Source organism: Sporosarcina sp. FSL K6-1522 (assembly GCF_038622445.1).
Classification (GTDB): Bacteria; Bacillota; Bacilli; order Bacillales_A; family Planococcaceae; genus Sporosarcina.
On record NZ_CP152019.1, the window covers coordinates 3070993 to 3094287 of the forward strand.

The 23295-nt window shown below is 39.9% G+C and carries 28 protein-coding genes; 5 read left to right on the forward strand and 23 right to left on the reverse strand.

Translation table 11 applies throughout. From position 1 onward, the window contains the following. Positions 1 to 7 precede the first annotated feature (7 nt). Together MKY34_RS15195 and MKY34_RS15200 are read right to left on the reverse strand one after the other, a co-directional pair. Complete coding sequence (locus MKY34_RS15195) at positions 8 to 487, reverse strand: Rrf2 family transcriptional regulator (RefSeq protein ID WP_342511967.1); 480 nt, start codon at positions 485 to 487, stop codon at positions 8 to 10. Between the two features lie 226 nt (positions 488 to 713). Further along, positions 714 to 1358 (reverse strand): FMN-dependent NADH-azoreductase, encoded by a 645-nt coding sequence (locus MKY34_RS15200; protein WP_342511968.1) that lies wholly within the window; start codon positions 1356 to 1358, stop codon positions 714 to 716. A 215-nt stretch (positions 1359 to 1573) separates the two neighbouring features. Here MKY34_RS15200 and MKY34_RS15205 point away from each other — a divergent pair, with 215 nt between their 5' ends. Both MKY34_RS15205 and MKY34_RS15210 read left to right on the forward strand, forming a co-directional pair. After that, a complete protein-coding gene (locus MKY34_RS15205; protein ID WP_342511969.1) occupies positions 1574 to 2248 on the forward strand; it encodes a response regulator transcription factor in 675 nt (224 codons plus the stop codon). Beyond that, on the forward strand, positions 2245 to 3288 hold the full coding sequence (locus MKY34_RS15210; RefSeq protein WP_342511970.1) for a sensor histidine kinase: 1044 nt from the start codon (positions 2245 to 2247) through the stop codon (positions 3286 to 3288). Before MKY34_RS15205 ends, MKY34_RS15210 begins: the two co-directional genes overlap by 4 nt. A gap of 117 nt (positions 3289 to 3405) precedes the next feature. Here the strand turns inward: MKY34_RS15210 and MKY34_RS15215 are convergent, their stop codons facing one another. Beyond that, entirely contained in the window at positions 3406 to 5391 is a 1986-nt protein-coding gene (locus MKY34_RS15215) for an ABC transporter permease (protein WP_342511971.1), read from the reverse strand. After that, positions 5378 to 6145: an ABC transporter ATP-binding protein gene (locus MKY34_RS15220; protein WP_342511972.1), complete on the reverse strand. Its 768-nt coding sequence runs from the start codon at positions 6143 to 6145 to the stop codon at positions 5378 to 5380. The genes MKY34_RS15215 and MKY34_RS15220 overlap by 14 nt, the downstream gene beginning before the upstream one ends. Positions 6146 to 6378: 233 nt before the next feature. Between MKY34_RS15220 and MKY34_RS15225 the strand changes: the two genes are divergently transcribed. Further along, positions 6379 to 7140, forward strand: a complete 762-nt coding sequence (locus MKY34_RS15225) for a glucose 1-dehydrogenase (RefSeq protein WP_342511973.1) — start codon at positions 6379 to 6381, stop codon at positions 7138 to 7140. A 70-nt stretch (positions 7141 to 7210) separates the two neighbouring features. Here MKY34_RS15225 and MKY34_RS15230 read toward each other — a convergent pair whose 3' ends face one another. The 4 genes from MKY34_RS15230 to MKY34_RS15245 form a co-directional block, all read right to left on the reverse strand. After that, positions 7211 to 7474 (reverse strand): YqhV family protein, encoded by a 264-nt coding sequence (locus MKY34_RS15230; RefSeq protein WP_342511974.1) that lies wholly within the window; start codon positions 7472 to 7474, stop codon positions 7211 to 7213. Between the two features lie 135 nt (positions 7475 to 7609). Beyond that, positions 7610 to 8086, reverse strand: a complete 477-nt coding sequence (locus tag MKY34_RS15235) for a hypothetical protein (RefSeq protein WP_342511975.1) — start codon at positions 8084 to 8086, stop codon at positions 7610 to 7612. Positions 8087 to 8232: 146 nt separating this feature from the next. Continuing rightward, positions 8233 to 8574, reverse strand: coding sequence for a zinc ribbon domain-containing protein YjdM (locus tag MKY34_RS15240; protein ID WP_342511976.1), 342 nt, complete (start codon positions 8572 to 8574; stop codon positions 8233 to 8235). Between the two features lie 80 nt (positions 8575 to 8654). Next, a complete protein-coding gene (locus MKY34_RS15245; RefSeq protein ID WP_342511977.1) occupies positions 8655 to 9209 on the reverse strand; it encodes an XRE family transcriptional regulator in 555 nt (184 codons plus the stop codon). A gap of 118 nt (positions 9210 to 9327) precedes the next feature. Here MKY34_RS15245 and MKY34_RS15250 point away from each other — a divergent pair, with 118 nt between their 5' ends. Continuing rightward, positions 9328 to 10287, forward strand: coding sequence for a cysteine synthase family protein (locus MKY34_RS15250; protein WP_342511978.1), 960 nt, complete (start codon positions 9328 to 9330; stop codon positions 10285 to 10287). Between the two features lie 85 nt (positions 10288 to 10372). Here MKY34_RS15250 and MKY34_RS15255 read toward each other — a convergent pair whose 3' ends face one another. The 7 genes from MKY34_RS15255 to MKY34_RS15285 all read right to left on the reverse strand — a co-directional run bounded on the left by MKY34_RS15255 (position 10373) and on the right by MKY34_RS15285 (position 15902). Next, on the reverse strand, positions 10373 to 11557 hold the full coding sequence (locus tag MKY34_RS15255; protein ID WP_342511979.1) for an MFS transporter: 1185 nt from the start codon (positions 11555 to 11557) through the stop codon (positions 10373 to 10375). Beyond that, a complete protein-coding gene (locus tag MKY34_RS15260; RefSeq protein WP_342511980.1) occupies positions 11550 to 11981 on the reverse strand; it encodes a MarR family transcriptional regulator in 432 nt (143 codons plus the stop codon). The genes MKY34_RS15255 and MKY34_RS15260 overlap by 8 nt, the downstream gene beginning before the upstream one ends. Positions 11982 to 12201: 220 nt before the next feature. Beyond that, entirely contained in the window at positions 12202 to 13086 is an 885-nt protein-coding gene (gene purU / locus MKY34_RS15265; protein ID WP_342515278.1) for a formyltetrahydrofolate deformylase, read from the reverse strand. 105 nt (positions 13087 to 13191) lie between these two features. Next, positions 13192 to 13800: a protein kinase family protein gene (locus MKY34_RS15270; RefSeq protein WP_342511981.1), complete on the reverse strand. Its 609-nt coding sequence runs from the start codon at positions 13798 to 13800 to the stop codon at positions 13192 to 13194. 250 nt (positions 13801 to 14050) lie between these two features. Then, the gene (locus MKY34_RS15275; protein ID WP_342511982.1) at positions 14051 to 14623 is read right to left on the reverse strand and encodes a GNAT family protein; all 573 of its coding nucleotides are present in this window, start codon (positions 14621 to 14623) and stop codon (positions 14051 to 14053) included. 27 nt (positions 14624 to 14650) lie between these two features. Beyond that, entirely contained in the window at positions 14651 to 15277 is a 627-nt protein-coding gene (locus MKY34_RS15280) for a LysE family translocator (protein WP_342511983.1), read from the reverse strand. 94 nt (positions 15278 to 15371) lie between these two features. Next, positions 15372 to 15902 carry a dihydrofolate reductase family protein gene (locus tag MKY34_RS15285; protein ID WP_342511984.1) on the reverse strand — a complete coding sequence of 177 codons (531 nt, stop codon included), beginning with the start codon at positions 15900 to 15902 and terminating at the stop codon, positions 15372 to 15374. Between the two features lie 152 nt (positions 15903 to 16054). Between MKY34_RS15285 and MKY34_RS15290 the strand changes: the two genes are divergently transcribed. Next, positions 16055 to 16327 carry a DUF2277 domain-containing protein gene (locus tag MKY34_RS15290; protein WP_342511985.1) on the forward strand — a complete coding sequence of 91 codons (273 nt, stop codon included), beginning with the start codon at positions 16055 to 16057 and terminating at the stop codon, positions 16325 to 16327. 105 nt (positions 16328 to 16432) lie between these two features. On the opposite strand, the gene MKY34_RS15295 is transcribed toward MKY34_RS15290, so the two are convergent. The 8 genes from MKY34_RS15295 to MKY34_RS15330 all read right to left on the reverse strand — a co-directional run bounded on the left by MKY34_RS15295 (position 16433) and on the right by MKY34_RS15330 (position 23286). Then, positions 16433 to 16942 carry a GNAT family N-acetyltransferase gene (locus MKY34_RS15295; RefSeq protein WP_342515279.1) on the reverse strand — a complete coding sequence of 170 codons (510 nt, stop codon included), beginning with the start codon at positions 16940 to 16942 and terminating at the stop codon, positions 16433 to 16435. A 257-nt stretch (positions 16943 to 17199) separates the two neighbouring features. After that, complete coding sequence (locus tag MKY34_RS15300; RefSeq protein WP_342511986.1) at positions 17200 to 17493, reverse strand: antibiotic biosynthesis monooxygenase; 294 nt, start codon at positions 17491 to 17493, stop codon at positions 17200 to 17202. Between the two features lie 108 nt (positions 17494 to 17601). Then, complete coding sequence (locus MKY34_RS15305; protein WP_342511987.1) at positions 17602 to 18018, reverse strand: VOC family protein; 417 nt, start codon at positions 18016 to 18018, stop codon at positions 17602 to 17604. A 96-nt stretch (positions 18019 to 18114) separates the two neighbouring features. Next, positions 18115 to 18462: a glyoxalase gene (locus tag MKY34_RS15310; protein ID WP_342511988.1), complete on the reverse strand. Its 348-nt coding sequence runs from the start codon at positions 18460 to 18462 to the stop codon at positions 18115 to 18117. A 933-nt stretch (positions 18463 to 19395) separates the two neighbouring features. Next, positions 19396 to 20091, reverse strand: a complete 696-nt coding sequence (locus MKY34_RS15315) for a YjjG family noncanonical pyrimidine nucleotidase (RefSeq protein WP_342511989.1) — start codon at positions 20089 to 20091, stop codon at positions 19396 to 19398. Positions 20092 to 20205: 114 nt separating this feature from the next. Then, a complete protein-coding gene (locus MKY34_RS15320) occupies positions 20206 to 21210 on the reverse strand; it encodes an asparaginase (protein WP_342511990.1) in 1005 nt (334 codons plus the stop codon). A gap of 26 nt (positions 21211 to 21236) precedes the next feature. Further along, entirely contained in the window at positions 21237 to 21704 is a 468-nt protein-coding gene (locus MKY34_RS15325) for a GNAT family N-acetyltransferase (RefSeq protein WP_342511991.1), read from the reverse strand. A 46-nt stretch (positions 21705 to 21750) separates the two neighbouring features. Beyond that, positions 21751 to 23286: an SMI1/KNR4 family protein gene (locus MKY34_RS15330; RefSeq protein ID WP_342511992.1), complete on the reverse strand. Its 1536-nt coding sequence runs from the start codon at positions 23284 to 23286 to the stop codon at positions 21751 to 21753. Positions 23287 to 23295 lie beyond the last annotated feature (9 nt).

The window sequence follows — 23295 nt, forward strand, 5'->3', positions numbered from 1 at the left end:
TATTCTCCTACTTACACGCTTTTTCTTGTATCCATTCTTTTAAACTCTCCACTTTTTCAGGAAAGCGAGAAGTCGTTTCCTCATATAAAGACGCAATGGTTTCACGCTTCAACACCGTTTTCCAAGTCGATTCAGCTTCATCCATTAAATCCGTCAATAAACAGCATGCATCCTCTTTTTCCAATTCAAGCATGTCATCGAGAATCCCACTTGGAGAATAAAGGGATTGTTGACCCTCAATTGCGAGATACACATCGTACACTCGAATTTCTTCAGGTTTTTTCTTTAATCTAAAGCCGCCTTTTACACCTGCGACAGAAGTAATCAGGTCTGCCCTGACTAACTTTCTCAACAGTTTTTGAAAATAAGTGGGTGAAGTTCCCAACTGTTGACTAATAGCCTCCCCTGGTAATACCGCTCGATCTGGCAACATATTCAGGATTAGAATAGCGTAGACAGATTGTTCAACACCTGTTTTCATCTGCATCATGCTCACCGCCTTTTTGAAAGTATTTTTTATTATTCATTGAATAACTTGGATATTAATTATCCACTTTAGTTTAATATATTGAAATCAAAAAGTAAAACCATCCGCCTTATTTGTTAATAGCAGTCGATTATCTCTGTTCTTCAATATCACATACATAGACAAAAAATCCCCTCGCTGAATTTTCACGAAGGGATTTACTATATTTATTTACTTATCATCTTGCTTATACAGTAGTTGGTTGAGCAGCCAATGCTTTTGCAACTTCAGCCACTTTTTCAAGACCTTGTGCAACGATTTGCTCCGCTTCACCTGGCATTGCATTATGGCCTTCAATGATGACTTCTTCAACAGTCATACCGAACACGCCGCCAAATACATTACGCATATACGTAGCTGACATTTCCATTGGCGCTGTTTCAGGCGTAGAGTAGATACCGCCACGTGCATTCAATAGAATTGCTTTTTTCTCAGTCATTAAGCTGACCAATTGGCCTTCTTCGTTATATTTAAACGCATAGCCTGCTTGGTAGACATAGTCCACAAATGTTTGTAGTGGTGCTGGAATTGTTAAGTTCCAAAGTGGGAATGCGAAAACGACTACATCCGCAGCTGTTAAAGCATCCATTGTTTTTTGTTTCGCTGCAACAAGGCGTTGCTCAAGATTAGATAGTTCTTCGCCATTTTGCATTTTGCCAAATGCGTTGAATAGATCTTGACCGAAGTACGGCATATCTTCTGCGAACACGTCGAATGTTGTGACGTTAAGATTTTTTGCATCTTTTATATTTTCCATAAATGTTTCGTACATTTTGCTTGAGATTGCCTCTGAAGCTGGGCGGTTATTTGCTTTTACAACTAAAATATTCATTGATATATTCCTCCAAATGGTTTTATCTTTGAGTCCGATTATTTACCGTTCCTCACAAGAATTGATTCTAGCACACTTAATATCTTGAATTCAAGCAATCGAACTTCAAAACTATTCATCACTCTTTTCACTTCTGCTAATCATGGTACAATTTAGCTAATCATCATTCCAACCTTACTTTTATCAAAAATTTATATGAGTAGGAAGTGACATGCGTGTTTACCATATTAATTATTGAGGATGAGAAGAAAATCGGCGATCTTATCGCAAAGGATTTAAAAAAATGGGGCTATGCTCCTCGACTCATTCATGATTTCCAAAAAGTAGAAGAAACATTTCTAGCCGTTCAACCACATCTCGTTATTTTAGATATTAACCTACCCTATTTTAATGGATTCTATTGGTGTGAACGCATACGAAGGCATTCTAATGCACCTATCATTTTTCTCTCTTCCCGGACGGAGGAAATCGATATGATGATGGCATTAAATATTGGGGGCGATGACTTTATCCAGAAGCCATTCTCAATGGATATGCTCCTCACAAAGGTTCATGCCCTGCTCAGAAGAACCTATACATATCACACTATCGAAACAGACATCATCGTGCACCGGGATCTAGCTTTACATAGTAAAAAATCCGTCATTTGTATTCAGGACAACGAAGTAGAGTTGACACGCAATGAATTTAAAATTCTTTGCATACTCCTCGAGCATAAAAATCAAATTGTACAGCGTGATGAAATAATGCGTGCATTATGGGAAGACGAAAGCTTCATCGATGACAACACACTAACTGTCAACGTGAATCGGTTACGTCACAAACTACGTGAACATGGACTAGATGATTATATTCAAACGAAAAAAGGACAGGGGTATATGTTGATATGAAGGGATCATTCACAACATTTCTATGGTTCCAGCGGCGAGTCGTTGCCTTGTACTTATTCATCATGACGTTCATTACCGTCATGATGTATGTAGAACCTGCGATGTCGATCCATGTCAACCACATCATTTATATGCATGTTGTGACAGGGCTTATTTTCTCCTTGTATGTAGTGTTTGAATTTTTATCAATCCAAAAAGCGTTCTCACAAATGGAAACACGCTGGCATCACGATGTATTTATTCAAGAAGGGTTGAATGAACCCAAAACCTACGAGCAATACCTGTATCGGCAATTCTTCCAGCACATCGATGATTGTCATCAGGAGAAGATGCTGTCGATTGTCCGCAGCAAAAAAGAGGCATTGGAGTTTATGACTTCTTGGTTTCATGACATTAAAACACCGATTGCTGTCAGCAAATTAATTATTGATAAATCTCCACAGGACACCAATTTACAAAGTATCAGCGATGAAATGACACGCATCGAGCACGCAATTGAACAAGCCCTTTATTTCGCAAGAACAGATGACTTTAACCAAGATTATTTTATTTCACAGACGCAGTTAGACATTATCGTACGTTCGGTTATTAAACAACATGCCAAAATCTTTATCGAGAAAAACATAAAATTGGATCTTCAAGTAGAAGCCCTCGAAATTACAACCGATAAAAAGTGGCTAGAATACGTGCTGACTCAAATCATTTCCAATGCCTTGAAATATTCAAAAGTAGCGGGAACGATTACAATTCAAGCCGAGGAAGATTCGACAGAAGTCAGGCTACTCATCTCAGACAATGGTATCGGGATTCCCCTATCAGATCTACCGCGTATCTTCAAAAAAGGATTCACAGGAATGAATGGCAGAGTCTATCAAAAATCGACTGGAATGGGCTTATACTTAGCGAAAAAGTTAGCCAATAAATTGGGACATGAGCTAACTGTTACTTCCAAAGAGCATGCATACACAACACTGTCCATTCATTTTCCAAAGGGATGCGACTATTATCCGCTAACCAAGAACAAAAGCGTAAGACCCTAGGGAGTTGGAGCCTAGACGTGAAACCTCCATGTACTTACTTATCCATAGTACAAGGATTTATAGTTTCCTAACCAACGAAAAACATCCGAGGGGCGCTTGACAAACCCCGCGGATGTTTCATGTGTTAACTAACTTATTTCCTGTTACAAGCGTCATGATATAGTATGAGCCATACAAAATGGAATAGAGTAACGTACTTATTACGACCGGAGTTATAAAGTTCATGTCCATTACATTTGCTAACGCACTTAACATCATAGAACTATGGGCAATCCCAGCGACTAGCGGAAGAATGAACATCACTACAGATTGCCTTGCAATCACCTGTTTTACTTTTCTTTTACTCATGCCTATTGTTCTCAATGTCTTATACCGCTTCGCGTCCTCGGCTGCCTCCGTTAGCGTTTTAAAATAAATAATGCTACCCGTAGCCGATAAAAACACAAGTCCTAAAAATCCAAATGTGAAAATCATCAAGCCATAAATCGATTGCGCTTCCTGATAATTATCGAAAAAAGTGTATAAGCCTACATGGGCTGGCTCTCTTTCCTGGGAGTGATCTAGAACACTGACATTCGCCGCTTCAAAAAGCTCCTTCACTTGCTCGGTTAAAGCATCTGCCTGTTTTTCATCTGCCACTTTAAATACATGTGAGGCAATCGGGTCATACTCTTTTCGAAGCTTTTGATACACCCTATCATGGACAATGAGCGTAGTTGGCGGCACATTATAGTTAAATAAAGATTCGATACGGTTACTTGTCACCATCAATGGAATAGCCTCATCCGCTACCATTAGCGATAATGAATGGCCTACATTTTCATAGTGATTTTGCGAACCGATGAAATTTTTTCCTAATGTAACGACTTCATGTTCTTCCAGCAAAGAAAGGGATTTTCGATTTAATTGCCCGGCCAGTTGGTTATACGTCGTCACAGGCAGTACAGCAAATTGTTCATCATAAAAATGATAACTGCTTGGCACTACGTCTAAAGAACGAGCATCCCCATTCACCATCATATACTCAAACGTCTCTTCAAATACCAATGGGAAATCCGTATTCTGTTGGATAAGTGCCGTGAGTTGGTCATCTATCGACTGCTCAGCTACGCTGTATTGATAACTAAACGGCACATGATCTTCCATAGTAAGTAGGGTGTTGTAATATATCGTATAAGCAAAACCAAACGCTACAAGTGTTATACCATTCAAAACTGAAATGAGCGTTAATAGAATGGCATTGCTTTTTAAGCGACTTCTCAACTGTGTAAAAGTAATAAGATTACGCCATTTATAATAGATCGCTTTTTTATTTTGCAATTGCTGCATGACAAAGCCACTGAACGAATGAAAGAGTAGAAAAGACCCCGTAATCATTAGTAACAGTGCCACGAACAAATTGCGGCCAAAATGTTCACTCCAACTTTTCGAATCTGAAGCATTCCATAACAGCCAATAGCTCATTCCAAGTAAAAGAACAGATAGCATCGCTCTAACCATCGATGATTTTATAGGATCTTGTCCTTTATTTTTCGCTTGAAACAATTCAATAAGCCGAAAGCGATAAACGAGATAATAACCTTGTAATGACGTGAGAAGCGTAATCGCTATAAATACAACCAATGTTTGAACAACAGCCATTTCATTGAAAGCAACATGTAAAAGGATGGAATAGCCCATTAACTTTACTAAAATCATACTAAAAAAGAGCGAGAACAATTGGCCCAACCCTACCCCAATAATAAGTGCCATCAAGCTGAGCAGAAAATTTTCGTAAAATAGCATCATGCCAATTTCTTTCTTGGGCGCCCCCAACAAGGCGTATAACCCAATCTCCTGTTTACGCCGATTCATAAAAAATGTATTGGAATACCAGATGAAAATGAAGATAAACCCCAGCAAAATCAAAGATGACAGATTGAGTAATGGCTGGATTCGCTCTGTTATACTCGCGAAATTTGAAACAGTCATAATTTGTTCGTTATACTGCAATGAAACAAATGTAAAATAAATTAACACACTAAATGTCATAGAAGCTACATAGATAGTGTATTGCCGAAAGTTATGCTTCAGGTTTTTCATCACTACATTAAATAATGTCATGACTACCGCCCCCTAAAGCAGACAACGTCGTCAACAGCTGTTCAAAAAATACTGTTCGATTTTTCTCTCCCCTGACAAGTTCAGTCACCAAACTGCCATCTTTCATAAAAATAATTCGATCACAATAACTTGCCGCAAAGGCATCATGTGTCACCATTAGAATCGTCGTTTCATAGTCCTGATTGAGTGTCGTAAACGCCTTCAATAAATCCATCGATGCCTTCGAATCCAGCGCCCCTGTTGGCTCATCCGCTAAGACAAGACTAGGATTACCAATGATTGCGCGCGCCGCAGCCGTACGCTGTTTTTGCCCACCTGATGTTTGATATGGATAATGATCCAGTATAGACTGGATGCCTAAAATGGCGGCTACCTCTTCGATTCTCTGTTCAATCAAATAGACAGATCGGTTTGCAAGCGCTAACGGAAGAAGAATATTTTCCCTCATCGTCAAAGAGTCTAACAAGTTATAGTCTTGGAAGATGAAGCCTAAATGTTCTCTTCGAAATTCAGATAGCAATTCTTCATTCAACGTCGTGATTTCTTTTCCCTTAATGCGCACGCTGCCTGAAGTTGGTTTGTCAATCGTTGCAAATATGTTCAGGAGCGTAGTCTTCCCTGCTCCAGAAGGCCCCATAATCCCTACCATTTCCCCTTGACGAATCGTCAAATTTACATTTTTTAACACAGTAACAACATGACTTTTTGTTCCGTACGCTTTTTGAATGCCTTCCGCTTCTAATACAATCGTCAATTTGTTCTCCTCCAAATCGTCACTCAACTGTATTAAGCATACTGCTTAATAAAGCCGACAGCCATAACTTAACCACACAAAAAGCGGGCTTATCTTACATTTTTGTCACAAACAACACTGCTGATTCTGGAAACCCATCAAGTAGGGTGAGTGGGAATATTTAGATTTTTATAGTTTTTCATTCTATAATGGAAGTGTTGTAACATTATTATTCAAAAAAAGGGGCTAATAAAATGGGACGTTTAGAAAAAAAAGTTGCCATCATAACGGGGAGTGGAGCTGGTATTGGAAAGGCAATTGCCACTCACTATGCAGAAGAAGGGGCTAAAGTTGTCATTGTTGATTTTAATGAAGAGGCCCTACATACTACCGTAAATGAACTAAAAAAAGCAGGCCATGAAGCAATTGGTATCAAAGTAAATGTGGCCGTTGAAGAAGATGTTGCTAAAATGGTCAACGAAACTGTCAAAACATTTGGCCGCGTAGACATTTTAGTCAATAATGCAGGGGTTGGGGATAATATGCAAGCCGCTGAAAATGTCAAAGACGAAACATGGCAACGTGTGATGGATATTAATGTGACAGGTGTCATGCGTGGCTTGCGACAAGTCATTCCTGTGTTCCTTGCAAACGGTGGCGGTACAATCGTCAATATGGCTTCCATCTCGGGACTAACAGGTGGGCGTGGCGGTCTTGCTTATACAGCTGCCAAACACGCAGTTGTCGGGATGACAAAAAACATCGCTTCACAATATGGCCCACAAAATATTCGATGTAACGCCATTGCTCCGGCACATGTAGAAACAGGATTTGCTGCTACGATGACCAATGTTGATGAATTCGGGATGCAAATAGCGACACGCGGGTTGAACCTACTGCCAAAAGCAGGGACAATTCAAGACATCTCTAACATCGCCATTTTCTTAGCTTCTGAAGAATCGGCCTATATCAATGGCGTTACACTTGCGGCAGATGCTGGCTGGAGCGCTTATTAATAACGAAAAAAGCTGTTTAACAAGGATTCCTCCTTCGTTAAGCAGCTTTATTACATGTGATTCCCCGCTCTCATTCAGCTTTCAAACTGACCAAAATAAGGACAATCCCCGCAAATAGGCAAACCATTCGCGTTATGGAAATCTTTTCGGCCAGACCAAATAAGGCAATCCCTGTTGTAATGATTAGTACACAAGGGCCTACCAACGCTAATAGCGTATTAATATAAAAAGCCTTTTCCAAATCATTGAATTTATACATGAGCATAGCAGCCGTGATATCTACACTACCTGAAAAAATGCGTAACAAGATAATCATAAGAAGTGCTTTTTCCATTTAGATAACGTCCCCCTTCCATACAAAAATAAACAAGCCTGTTACATGACTACTACTGTATGTTAGCTTGTCTATTTTTAGCATAGAATTCGGCAATGGCTTATGTATATCAGCAATCATATTCGTTCGCGCACTCTATTTACGTTGTTCCAAATACATCACATCCCCCTTTCTCACCACATCAAAAATAGCATCATCTTCCGCATACAAAATAGTCGCGCCTTCTACATGCTCCGTGCCATCAAAAAATAGCCCAAATTGATTATTTTCTGGATAACCATAGAGATAGCAAACGACTTTTCCATCTTGCATAAATACAATTTGATTCATGCCTTCACTGACCGTTTCACTTATCCGGTCCCACTTATAACCAACCGTTTCATAGATCGCTTCTTTAGATAGATATGGATTAAAGGCATACACTTGATCCCATTCGAATGGTGTAAAGGTAGATAAGTTCACTTGGTCCCCATCTGCCGTTTCCGAGAAAACTTTCTCTTTGAATAGTTGGAAATTAGCATCCCAGGGCTCTTCTTTAAATACTTTCATCACCAATACAGTGACACAGACTAGAAAAAGAATCGTAAAAACTGGATACATTTTGCGGTTCATAATACCAGGCACTCCTTCCTCATATAACAGCATCTGGATAATATGACGATCGAGCTATCAGAAGGTTCGTATTATATGTACAAACAAAAAAAGTCTGCGTCAATGTTGTACAAACCAACACTAACGCAGACGATTGCTTTGATAGGTTACAGCTTCTTCACAAATTCCGTTTTCAATTGCATCGCACCAAAACCATCGATTTTACAATCAATATCATGGTCGCCATCAATCAAACGGATCCCTTTTACTTTTGTGCCTGCTTTAACAACTTTTGAGCTACCTTTTACTTTCAAATCTTTAATGACTGTGACAGAATCACCATCAGTTAAAATATTGCCATTGGCATCTTTATACACTTTTTCCTCTTCCACTTCTTCAGCTTCCGATCCCAGCGTCCACTCATGCGCACATTCCGGGCACACAAAAAGATTGCCATCTTCGTATGTATATTCGGAATTACATTTTGGACAATTAGGTAAATTTGACATAATTTCAATTCCTCCATTCATTCCTCACCATTATAACATATTTCATATTTCCATTTCTCAAGGCCTCTATCATCAATCCGTTAACTAGGATAGTGAATGAGTACCGTACAGTTTACGGGCTTTGGTCCGTTATTTTGATAACTATGTGGGACATCAGCCTCGAAAATGATTGAGTCCTCACAACCCACTTCGAATACCTCTTCATTAACTGTGATTACGAGTAAGCCCTCATTGACAAAGATATGCTCTTCCACGCCTCTATGATGAGATTCTGAATAATGCACACATCCGGGTTCAAGCGTAATCGCAAAGACTTCAAACTGCTTATCTGGTTGAAAAGGGATTAATGGATAGACACGGTACTGTCCCTCATTTTCACTCAGTGGCGCTATTGTCTTCTTTTTGATGACTGTCACAGCGGGTCGCTCTTGACTAATGAGTGAAGAAAATGATAATCGCAAGCCATTTGCTATTTTCCAAAGTGTCGTAACGGTCGGATTCGACTCGCCTCTTTCAATTTGCCCTAACATCGTTTTGCTGACACCTGTTAGCGCGGCTGTTTTATCTAAACTCAATTTTCTTTCTTGCCGAACCCGTTTTATATTTTGACCGATATTTTTATTCATTTTCTCCATGAATAAACCTCCATTATTTTTACGCTATATTGCACTTATATACGTGATAGTGTACCATTTAATTATATAGCGCACAAATAGACACTATATAGCACAATTTAAAAAGGGGCGATTAGCTATGGCATACACTTCTATGCTCTCAGGGGTTCATCAAGCAATTGGCAACACACCGATGGTTCATCTTTCTAGAATTACGAAAGGCCTTGAGGGCAATATTTTTGCTAAACTCGAATACTTGAATCCCGGTTTCAGCAAAAAGGACCGCATTGGTTTACAAATTATCGAAGAGGCCGAACAAGCGGGGATCCTTCAGCCTGGCCAAACCGTTGTCGAACTGACGAGCGGCAATACAGGGACAGGACTTGCGATTGTCTGTGGCGTCAAAGGTTATCAATTTGTGGCTGTCATGTCGAAGGGGAATTCACTGGAAAGAGCAAGAATGATGTCCGCATTGGGGGCTGAAGTTGTATTAGTAGACCAAGCACCTGGCTCAGTTGTGGGACAAGTGTCAGGAGAAGACCTTGCCAATGTTGAAAAAGTTGCCCAGCAAATTACAAAAAAGCGAAATGCCTTTCGTGCTGATCAGTTTCACCACGTCGGGAATACACATGCGCATGAGTACCATACAGGGGAAGAAATGTGGCTGCAAACCAATGGCGATATCGATGTTTTTCTAGATTTTGTCGGTTCTGGCGGTACGTTTGCAGGTTGCGCCAAAACATTGAAAAAACATAAGCCTGACATTCGTTGTTACGTCGTTGAGCCTGCTAGCGCTCCTTTTTATGCGAACAAAGCACAAACGAATCCCAACCATAAAATCCAAGGCGGCGGCTACTCAATGGACTTGCCCCTTTTGGATAAAAGCTTGGTGACCGATTACATCCACGTGACAGATGAAGAAGCAACAGCTGTTGCGAGAGAACTAGCTAAAAAAGAGGGAATATTCGCCGGATTTTCTTCGGGGGCGAATGTTGCTGCCGCCTTGCAACTACTAAAAGGGCCTGAAAAAGGAGCCAATATCGTATTAACGATCAATGATTCTGGCCTTAAATACCTCAGTACAGATCTCTATAAATAATCCAATACAATAAGCTAGCTACACATCATCTCGAATTGTTACACGAATCGGGATGATATGCAGCTCATGGTTGCGGTATTTGCAATTAGTAGGGTACATTTGCAAGGTGTTCTTTCTTACCATGTAGAAAATAGTAAAGTATAGCAGTTGCGAAAATCAAAATGCCCATAATAACATACATCATACTGTACCCAGTTGCGGAAATTAGGAATCCTAAAAGATAAGGACCAAAACCAAGACCGGCATCTAAAAAGATAAAGAAAGTCGATGTTGCGAGTCCCATGCGATGTGTAGCGGTCAGCTTAACGGCAATCGCCTGAGTGCACGATTGCATATTCCCAAAGCCAAAACCAATCAGCCCCCCTGCCGCTAACAAAATGATGCCACTATGTGCTGAACTGAGAAGTAACATGCCGGCGCCAAATAAAAGAAAAGCGGGATACATAATAAAGTTCGCGCCTTTCACATCCATTAAACGTCCAGTAAATGGGCGCGAGACAAGTACCGCGATTGCGTAAACAAAAAAGAAAAAGCTTACGGTTTCCACTAAATCAATTTCAATTGCATAGAAATTAATAAAAGAAAGGACACTGGAGTAACAAAAGGCGATCGCTAGTGTAACAAATGCAATCGGCAATGCTTTCGGCTCAATAAAGTTGGATAGTTTAAACCCTCTCATTTCGGAAGTTTGTTCCGGTATTTCCACTACCGGAACACGAAGAAAGAATGCAATCAGCAGACAGATGACCCCTAATACAAGGCAGAAAGCAAAGATCATTTGGTAACTCGTATGCTGGCTCATAAATAGACCGATAAATGGACCGATTGCTGTAGCTAATGTTGCACTCATACTATAATAACCGATGCCCTCCCCTCTTCTTGTAGCCGGTATCGTTTGCGCAACAATCGTTCCTGTCGCCGTACTCGCCACCCCCATTGCCATCCCGTGAATTAAGCGGTTAATGAGTAAGAAAGTAAGTCCAATATTCACGAAATATAAAACAGCTGTCAATGTAAAGAATACTAAACCAATAAACAATGTTCTTTTTCGGCCAATCAAACTGATATAACGCCCGATAAATAATCGTCCAATTAACGTTCCAATGATAAAAATCCCCGTCACAAGTCCCGCTTGGCTCGTAGAAGCATTGAATTCATCTACCGCATAAACGGCAATCGTCACCATTAGCAAATAAAAGATTAATGTGATCAAGAAATTGATTGAGGATACAACGATAAAATCCTTCGTCCACAATTTTGGCTTATTCATCATTAAGACCTTCTTTATTCAGGATGTTTTCCCGTATTTGGGGAAGTAGTTGAAAAAGAATAACTTGCTTTTCTTTCGGAATCCCTTCCATTAAATTGTTCTCCAAATCCGTAATCTTTTCACGACATATCCGGTAAATCTCTTCCCCTATTTCCGTTAGTTGAATAATCTTTTCCCTTCTATCTCTCCCAGGTATTTGCTTCACAATTTGGAGTTCTTCCAAACGGTACACCCTTCTGGTAATGGTGGGTTTCTCCACTTCAAAGTGGGTTGATATATCGACAAGCGTCGAGGGACCATTGTTTTTCACATAGTATATAACCTGCCATAATGAATAAGAAAGTTCAAATGGACTTAATAACTCATTGAGTGACGTAATCAGTGGTCGATATAGGCGTAAAAAACGCCGTAAAAAACCTTCCATCACATTCCCCTCTTCCACATATAGTTACTTTGGATAACTGTTACTAAAGATAACTATACGCCTTTCTCAAAAAATATCAATAAAAAATAAGCCGCCAAAATCATCCCGACGGCTTAGTTGTAACGTACATTCATACCTGCTGTATTTTGCTCCTCCAATTCTTGGCGTTACAAATTAGGCGGAATCAACAAATTGTATAGACTTAGTTTCTTTATACTACTTAATGAAACACGATTGTTTTGTTGCCTTCCACGATAATCCGGTTTTCAAGATGCCATTTCACAGCCTTCGCGAGAACACGTCGCTCGATTTGACGACCGATTTTTTTCAAATCAATCACATCGTCACGATGGTCCACTCGCTCCACATCCTGTTCGATAATCGGCCCCTCATCAAGATCATTTGTAACATAATGAGATGTGGCTCCTATCAATTTCACGCCACGAGCAAACGCGCGCTCATACGGCCCTGCCCCTATAAACGCCGGCAAGAAAGAGTGGTGGATATTAATAATACGATTCTCAAAATGACTGACAAAATCAGGCGTCAAGATTTGCATATAGCGCGCAAGAATCAGCAAATCAACGTTGTACGCCTCCATCAAGCGGATTTGTTCAGCTTCGACTTGTTTTCGAATGTCTTTATTGGCCGGAATATAATGAAAAGGAATCCCTAAAGACTCAACCATGTGCCGCGCGCCCTCATGATTACTAATGACAACTACAATATCCGTATCCAAATCGCCATTTTGCCATTCCCACAACAGTTCCATCAAACAATGCGGTTCTTTGGACACGAATATAGCCGAACGTTTCCGTTCATTCCCATAGGCAAAATGGTAATCCATCGAATGCGTAGCAGCAATTCCCTCAAAATCTTTTTCAATCCGCGACGACTTTTCCAATAGATTCTCACAATGAAACTCGATCCGGATAAAAAAGATGCCATTCTCCGGATCACTAGAATACTGGCTCGATTCAATAATATTTGAATCGTGATTATGTAAAAATGTCGATAAAACCGATACAATCCCTGGTTTATCTGGACATTTTACTAGCAGTCGCCCCTGATTTTCAAGTCGCTTATTTTGTTGTCTCGATTTCATATCGACCTTTACTTCAATGGTCATTTGTGAACATCCCCTATTCGTATGGATAATAACTTTCCATTATGCCCTATACTAAATATTTTCTCAATGAATACCTCTATATTAAGTACGATAATAAGGAATTAACCTTTTCTTATAAAAGAATGCAATACCATTGAGCAAGCCAACAGGAAGTTTCTTTGGAAACCAGCGCTTACAATAAAATTGGTTATAGGCTCTTTTCAGGTTCCCCCATTGACTACAATCTTTCGTTTGTCTAAAACGTGCGACATCAATGATTCTTATCGTCCCGTTCGGTGTGATGAAAATATTCCGTAAGTGAATATCAGAAGGATTTAATCCCTGATTTGAAGCTAACGCAAGTGCATAATCAATTTCTTTTAGATGCGCAGACGTTATAACTGTTCCGCGGGCCATACATTCAAAAAGCGTAAGACCTTCGATGTATTCCATAACAATGTAATTCAATCCAACTTCATAAACAGACGGATAATAGGAAATCCCTTGAAGTTTTTTATAAATTTCAGCCTCTTCTTTCGCAAGGTGGGAGAATGCAGGAAAAAATACTTTAATGACTTTATTAGATGCGTGTATTCTAAAAACGAATGCACTTCTTCCAGTCCCAATAAGCGTTAAAGAATCATCGTGGCTAATTAGATGATTATTCTTATGAATAATAACTGTTTTTGACAGTGCTTGATACGTATTCAATATAAACCCTCCCATTCATTTTAAGCAATAAAAAAAGACCGTATAACCATTACTTGGTCATACCGCCTCTAAAAAATAAAAAAGGCCTCACCAAATAATTGGTAAGGTCTCGCAAACAACGATCGTTGCCAGCTATGCCGAGGATTTACATCCTGTATTGACGACATTTGCTGTATAGCTACTCCCCTTAGTGGAAGTTAATTATTTTAAGTTGTAGGATTATTATACGTGTTATGGACTTAAGAGGCAATTATTTCGGATTGTTTTTCGTTAAAATAAAATCGAGATCCTCTTTTATGAGCGCGTACATATATAAATCATCGAATTTACCACAAGTAAATTCATAATGCCTCAATAACCCTTCTCTTTTAAAGCCTTGCTTTTCCACCAATTTTTGCGACGCTAGATTAGCAGGTTCAATTAAAGCCTCTACTCTTTCTAACTGAAAATGCTGGTAACCATACTTCACAACTGCTTCTAATGCTTCGTTGGCTATCCCTTTTCCCCAGTAAGCTTTACTTAATTCATATCCAACTTCAGCCCGATAATGTTTGCGAAGCCTATTAAGAAAACCACAACTTCCTATAACCTTGCCGGAATTTTTTAGCGTGATTCCCCATCTAATGCCCGTACCTTCGTCGTATATGGATTTATACCACCTAATTTCATCCCATACTTCTTTTACTGTTTGGAAAGGTTCTAACCCCATAGGTTTCACAACATCTTTATCAGATAAATAGCAAAGCATATCATTAGCATCCGCCGCTGTTACTTCCCGCAAAATTAATCTTGTTGTTTCAATAATAGGAAATTCTTTGCTCACGGACTCTCTCCCTTTCCCCATATCTCCCTACCGGCTTTGCATCGCCACTTTCAATCCAATACTAATATAAACTGCTCCAACAATTTTACCACTCCAACGATTTATCCAAGCGATACGCTTCACAAAGCGCCCAACTAGACCAATACTCATGGCAAATAATGTCGTATAAATCACACTCATCATTACAAAAATGATACCTAAAATTAAAAATTGAAGTATCGTTGAGCCTTGCGCGGGCTGAACAAACTGTGGTAAAAAGGCCAGAAAAAACAATGCCGTTTTCGGATTAAGCACTTCCACTACAATAGCCTGCCGATAGGCATTCATATTCGTCACAGGAGACACCTTTGGCATTTGAGGATCTGAAGGCTTTTCTAAAATCGCACGAATGCCCAGATAAACCAAATAGGCCACACCTGCATACTTCACAACATTAAAAGCAAGCGCAGACGTCATTAAAATCGCCGAAAGTCCGGCCGCTGCACATAATGTGTGGATCAAATCGCCCGTTGCAATGCCAAGCCCTGTCATAATACCCGCTTTCCGTCCACTCTGCGCCGTCCGCGTTGCAATTAATAGAACAGCCGGTCCTGGCATCACAAATAAACCCAATACAATAACGACAAACGCACTCAAAGTCGCGAACGTAAACATCTCATTTCCCCCTCTAACCACTTCTTTTTTCTATAATACGTCAACTTCACCACGGCATATATGCATTTACAAAACGCGACATATCCACTACTTGTTAGTTTTGGCGTTGCACCTGATAATGCAACTGTACAAACTGCCCAAACCGTTTTGTCTCCTGCAAAGTTAAAGCGATTTGTGGATTTTTTTCTTTAAACAAAGGAATGCCCGTACCTAAAATATGCGGCGTAACCGTAATGATATATTCGTCGATTAAGTCCTCTTTTATAAAAGCATCTAATATACCTGCCCCACCTACCATCCAGATGTTCGAGCCTTCCTGCGCTTTCAATTTTTTCACAAATGCCACAACATCCCCATTGACAAATTCTACATTGTCCGTTGAACCTTGTTCCAAGGTAGTAAAGACATAGCATTTTTTATCAGGATATGGAAAGGTTTCGGTTTGCTCCATGACATAATCATACGTCCGTTTGCCCATAATTGTGGTGTCAATGGTTTCATACATCTCTGAATAACCATTGTCACCTTCCTCCTTGGTATCATATAACCATTGCAAACCATCATCTTCTTTAGCAATAAAGCCGTCCAAACTCGTTGCAATAAATAAAAGTATTTTACGTGACATCATTGATTTCCTCCTAATTGAATAACATTCTCTATATTGAGTTTACATGAATGGATAAAAATCAACACGTAGAACCTGTTCGTCTTCCCTAAAAATACTATATCAAGCCATCAGTATGCTACAATCAAGAAAATCATAATGAGGTGAATGCGATGTGCCGAAATATAAAAACGCTTTACAACTTTTCCCCACCAGCGACCGACGACGAAATCCATGCCGCTGCGCTTCAATATGTACGTAAAGTGTCCGGCTTCAACAAACCGTCAAAGATCAATGAGGACGCTTTTCATCAGGCCATTGAGGAAATCGCTAATGCTACACAACAGCTTTTCAACGAACTCGTTACAAATGCCGAGCCCCGTAATCGAGAAATTGAAGCGGAGCGAGCCCGAGCTCGTGCTGCGAAAAGATTTGGAACGGAGTGAAATAGAGCAGTTTTTAAGGGGTTAAATAACTGTGTTCGACCACAAAGTTAACAAACTGTAAAGCTTGATGCAACAAGTTTTACGGTTTGTTAACACATAAAAACTTTAAATCTTACGACAATATCTTAATGAAATATAGCTTTCTCCATCAACTTTTCCATCCCCCTCACATTCATGATTAAAAATAAATCCTTTTGCCTCATAAAAAGGAATGCCCTTCATGTTTCCTTTCGCAACAGAAACCCATTGCTCCTTTGCATGAAACGCTTCCTTTTGTTGCTTTGTAATAGCATCTAATACCCTTGTACCAATCCCTTCGTTACGTCTAGCTGGATTTAAATACAACACAAAAACCTCTCCGGATGTATCATCGACCATACCACCTCCACCAGCCCCAATCACTTCATTCTCTTCTACTGCAATAAAATATCCTCCCCATTTCTTACTCGTTTCTGTAACCTCTTTTAGTATCCTTTCATGACTATAGAACTCTTTAATTATTCCTTCGATGTACATTTCAGAATATGTCTCGCTGTAGGTTGCCCAATAACCATCCCTACACACTTTCGCTATCCCTTCAACATGATTAGGATTCGCTTTTATAATATGTATCATCATGCACTCTCCTTCCGAACAATTTATCACTACTGATGAATCAAACTGCTCTTCATGGATCACACCGTACTGATTTTTCTCCCTCTTCCACATACTAGCATCACGCCACTTTAGACGTGTAGTGGAAATCCAGCTACTTGTGGCAAGCATGTTATTGTCGGGTTTCCAGTCATCTTGATCCACCTACTAAAATAAAACATAGAAAACCCTCAATAGACAATCTCCTATTATTCCATAATCCCTGTTAGTGCAACTGATTATTGTATAACCCTCTCAAAATGTTCGACTGTTGGAAACGGATCATAAAACTTATGTAATTTCTTTTTCCATTCTTGATACTCGTCGGATTGTCTAAATCCAATTGTATGGTCTTCTAATGTTTCCCACTGCACCAACAGTAAATACTTTCCTTCGACTTCCATACAACGCTGTAATTGGTGAGATATGTAGCCTTTCATTGTAGCAATAATCTCCGATGCCTCACGAAATGCTTCTTCATATTCTCCTTCCATACCTTCCTTAACTTGTAGCATAACAGCTTCTAATACCATTTCATTTCCCCCTATTCAAAAGTAGAACTTTACTAATTTCCAGCGAAATCCACCGAACTGTCTGTTAGTTGAATAACTTTTTGTTTAAACACCGTGCGTGTCCAGTGTTCAGCCTTGTGGCATTTTACTCATATCCATATACAACACGTTCCAACGATGTCCATCCGGATCAGCAAAAAGGCAGCCGTACATCCATCCATCCCGTTCCTCTGACTTACTTAATACGGTGCCGCCACTACCTTCGACTTTCAATGCAATCTCGTCTACTTCATCTTTAGAATTCGCTCCTAAAGAAAATAGCACTTCAGTACCTTGTTGCGAATCCGCAATAGCATTTTTCGTGAAACCACGGAACGTAGATTCTGGAAATAGCATTATTACAATCTGATTGTCACCGACGAAAAAACTGCATGAACCATCTTGGCTAAAATACTGTTCATTTAATCGAAATCCAAGCTGTAGATAAAATGCTTTTGCCCTTTCTGGTTCTCGTACCGGTAGGTTTAACCATAAATCTCTCGCCAAATTTAACTTCCTCCTTAACTTTAAAAATGTCTTACTCACTAATTCAATAATTGTTAGGATCTTTGCTGCTTGGTAACAACAAATGATTACAATCCGCTATTTCTCCCAAAGCTCGACCAGTCGCCCCTCGGGATCTTTAATCCAAATAAACTTCCCAAATTCACTAACCTCTTTTTGCTTTTCAAGAGGCACCCCAATATGTTCAAGATGCTTAATGGTCTCATTTAGATCATGTACTTGGAAATTTAGCATCACTTGTTGGTCTGTTGGAAAATAGCTGTCATTCTCGGTAAAGAAAGAAAAGATTGTCTCGTTTCCTAATTGAGGTTTAATCACAGCTCCATTCCAATTTTCGATTTCAATCTTCAACACTTCACTGTACCATTTTTTTATTACATCAAGATTGTTAGTTCTCCAAAATATCCCTCCGAAACCTTTTATCATCGTACCTAACTCCTATCTATCTTTAAATTTCTAGTTTTTGGGTGTAATGTTAAGTTCCTTCTTCAACTAGTATGCCCCATTAGTTGAAGAACTATTTTTTATCACAGCGACATAAAAAAGACCTTCAATAGACAATCTCCTCTTGTTTAACTGACGCAATCGATTGCAGTATAAAGTTCCTACAAGCGAAGCCCCAACGCATCAATAATTAGCCATAACTCCCATACCTAATAACACCAATCATTAATAAAAGCACTAATGCATATCGTTCCGAATGATGCTAAAACATTAAGGATTTTATTTGCTTTTGTACTAAACAGCTTACAAAACACAAAATAAACTGCAACTCCAATAATTCCACCTAAAATTGCATTTTAAAGATTATAATCCGTGTTAATACAAATAAATATACGACCAATAAACCAGCAGTTATTTTACCTTGATTACTTTTCATTTTCCCCCATATAAATGCTCTATTGCTATTTAATAATCTAATGTAAACCTCTACATCCTTTGCAAATTCAATAACCTGTTCCATAACGTTGAACACCACTCTTCGGTCAACCTACTTCTTCACTCAAAAGAGTTGTACCCGTTTCGTATTTCAATCCACACACTCATATAGAGTGCAACTCGGTTGGTGAGGCGCTAATTAAGGCATTGGAGGAATTTCAATCCACGTACTCGCAAGGAGTACGACTGCGAAATAGTGATAAAAATATAATTCATTCCAAAAAAATTATCACTTTTCAACTTACTAATTACTTTTTCTTCCAACTAACACTTACTTAACCCGATTTTAATGAGTATTTCACACAAATTTAGTGCGAATCCCCCGGGGTTTTCATGTGCACTACAGGTTCACCCCTATATATGCAGTGACGATGCTTATCTACTATTTTTCCTTCTCGAATTCGACTTGCATAAAACCACTCAACAGCGTACTTTCCCTACAATCTCCATCAGATCCATCAACTCACGAATCTCATACGTCGGTTTACTGCCTAACAGATTATCCTTTCCTTGGGGATTAAACCAGCAAGTATCAATGCCGTAATCGATACCCCCTTGCATATCAGAAGTCAACGAATCGCCGACCATCAACACTTTCGCTTTGTCTGTAATACCTAGTTTTGCAAAGGCATAATCAAAAATGCCCTTATCTGGCTTCTGGGAGCCTACTTCTTCGGATATAATGATATGCTCAAAAGTATAGCGAAGAGGCGAATTGCCAATTCTCGCTTGCTGCACAGCCGTAAAGCCATTTGTAATAATGGCTAACCGATAGTCAGCAAGTTTCTCACATAATTCTACGGCTCCCTCGATCAGATGTGTCTGCTGACCTAGATAGCCTAGATATACATTACTAAATGCTTCTGCATCGATATCTAACTTATGTACAAGGAATAATCGTCTAAATCGCTCTACTGCTAATTCCGATATCGTAACAAGACCTTTCTCCAAATCCTCCCATAAGCCTTTACTAAGCTCTTTATAGCTAGCTCGATAATCAGCCAATCCTGTTGGTAAGCCAAATTCTACAAAAGCATTATGCAATGCCGCCTTTTCTGTCAATCCAAAATCGAGCAATGTATCATCTACATCAAAAAATATCACTTCGTAATCCATACATCTACCTCCGTTCATTCTTTTAGCTTGCTATCAAAACGTTCTACTCTCTTTTCACTGCCTCACCAACCACTTCGTCAATCGGTGCCATAAAGCCTATATATATATTTCTCTTCAGACTCCTAAATCAAATACAGCTTTTCGCTCACCAACGACCGCCGCATTATCATTCACGATTTCTTTCGGTGACAGTGCATATAAACGCTCAATCGTCTCGTAATTGTCGTAACCAATTTGCTCTAAAATGGATGCTACAATATTCGGCCATACCAACTCGGATCCATCAAGCACTTTTAACGCAAAGCTCATCCGTTCCTTTTTCAGCGCAAAACCATAAACGCCCTTTGCTCCGCCTTTCGCAATAATATTCGGATCTGCCAGCAAAACCGAACAAATGAAATTATGACTGGCAATCATTTCTGGATGCGCCGTCATCGAAGCAGTCATGCTCACAACAGCCTCTCGCATTACCTGCTGTTCAATTAAATCTGGGCAGGCTAATTTTAAATAAGCTTGTGCAATATGTTGAAGTGGCATTGCATACACTGGAAAGCCACAACCATCAATCCCAATCCCGATGTTTTCCTTCGGGTAATCCGCCATCTCAGCCATCGCCGCTAAACCCAATTGTTGCACGGGATGTTCCAACTGCCAGTATCCCTCCAGCTCATGCCCAAGTACTTTTGCCAATGCCATAAAGCCGCTATGTTTTCCCGAACAATTGTGATATAGCTTGCGTTTCTCTCCATGCTGTCGGTGATAATCCGCTTTCGGCTCGTCATTCAATGGATAACTGGGACAGCAGTAAAATTGGTCTTCCTCGATACTTGTTTTACGTATAATCGACTCCAGTGCTTCTATATGATAGGCTTCTCCCCGTTGCGAAGCAGCAAAAAGCGCCACTTCTTCCAGAGTTAATCCAAATTGCTCCGCTACTCCATGCTGAATAACCGGAATTGCTTGAAATGGTTTCGCTGCTGAACGAAGAAAGGTCATGTGCTGACTATCCCCTACTGAATAGCAAACATCTTCCTCAGCATGAATCCCACAAATAACCCCCATATGGACATTCTCTAAAATACCACCACGAAATTCTTCCACTAACACTTGACATTCCATCATTATCCCCCGATTCCCACAGCTACTTACAAATCATACCGCATGACAATCAGCTCGCCTTTCTCGCCCATTGTCCGCCTCCCTGTATCTAGATAGCCGCACTTTCTGTACAGTGCCTGCGCAGCCTCATTACGCACATTTACAGCTAATACGATTTCCGTAATGTCTGAAAAATGCTCTTTTATAAATGCCGGTAAATGAGCCAATGCACGCTTCGCATACCCCTTGCCCTGCTGATGAAAATCCGTTGAAAAACTTCTCAAAAGGATTGCATGTTCATTCGCCGAAAAGGTCTTTATCCCTTCTCCTTTATGTAGGCAGAAAAACGTCACTAACTGCTCATCCGCAATCGCCACAATCGGGTAACGGCTCGAATCTGTCTGGGCTAGGGTAATCGCAACCTCAGGGGCTCCCGTAAAGCGCAGTTGTTCAGCCGTCAATGTGTACATAGCCACGCCCTTCTCAAATTCTTGTTGATAAAAATGTAACTCCATTATGTAGGCACCCCTTTAACTTGAAAACCTATGTAATTGATAGCTTTTAATGCAAATAATCATCCCAAATCTGTTCTTCTTCCTCAGTCATTTCACCAATCATTTTGGAGAAATCCACTTTTTGCTCAAAAGCATCTTTCAAAACATAAAACTGATCGAAAGCACCTGCAAAAGTTTTCAAGGAAGCAGATTGCGCGATTGCTTTGAGATTCACAATCGAAGTGCCATGTAGCTCTAACTTGCTGAGCCTCTTCAACTTCGCAAGCGCCGCTCCCTCTTCAATAGTCGAATCAATTAGCGTTAATTCATGCAGTTGCTGATTACCTTGTAGAAATGCTAGGCTTGTAAACGTTGCTTTTTCAATGGTTAGCTTTCTTAGTGTCTCTATGTTTCCTAATAACCGCAAATCCTCTTCCGATACATTTTCGATTTGATGAAGATGTAACTGTTTTAATGTCTTCATTTTGACAACTGCCTGTAGTTGTTCACGATTAAGGATAGACAATGCCACCGTTTCTAACTTTTCAATTTGATACAAAGGCGTATAATCAGTAATGTTTGTTTTCGAAATATCCAAGTTCGTTAGTAACGGCAGTGTTGTAAGCGGCTGTAGCACTGTCACATTGGTTTGTGCAAGATTTATATACTGCAATTTTTCTAACTGTGCAAGCGGTGTAACATCCTCTACTGGATTGCCTCCAAGATACAACTTTTTTAATGAAGCCATCATGCGTAAAGGCTCCAAATCTCGAACTGAATTTCCACTTAGCACTAGTTCTCGTGCATCACGGCACATCATTAATGGCGTAAGATCGCTTATATTCTTCCCCATCAGATAAAATGTTTTCTTACGAAGGAATGCCTTTGAATCTTCCGCTAGTGTGTGAACGATTGTGCGCCACTGTTCATCCAATTGTTTATCCCACTGCTGAATCTCCTCTTCCCGTGTCTTAATCGAAATAGGGTGAAAAACAGGCAATTCCATCGAACGAATGGCATCTAGAAAATGGAGCTCTACCACTGGCCCATAGCTCCAAGTTAGCCATTCATCCGTTTCTTCAATGGTATAGGGACCTTCTTGAAGCGTAGCGGTGATAAATGCCAAGAAATCTGTAATATGATGAGCAATGACATATTTTATCTCTTCATCACGGCCAAAATTAATCACTTGTCCTCGCTTTCCTTGTTTTACAGGATCCAAGTCAATCGCAAGATGATTTCCGCTATAATCCTTGCTGATTGGCAACCAGTAACGATTCGCATAGCTTTCCTTAATCCACGCTGGGGGAACAGAGTATGCATCGATTGTTTGCAGTTCTTCATCCTCCACTAAGTCCTTCCAACTCTCCCACTCTAGCAACATGTCCTCTAATGATAGAAATGGCAGTCCAAAAAACAAGCCCGGCCCCTCTTCCATTTCACCATTATGCGTTAAGTAAAGCGCGCGCAAATCATCTGGAAAAACGATGCCCATTTGTTTTTCAGCCTGCTGAATCGCCACTTCTGTAGCAGGTGGATTCAAAAAGGGCTGAAAGTGTTTCGCTAACTGTTCATGCAATTGTTCGATAATCGTCTCAATCATGTACACTTC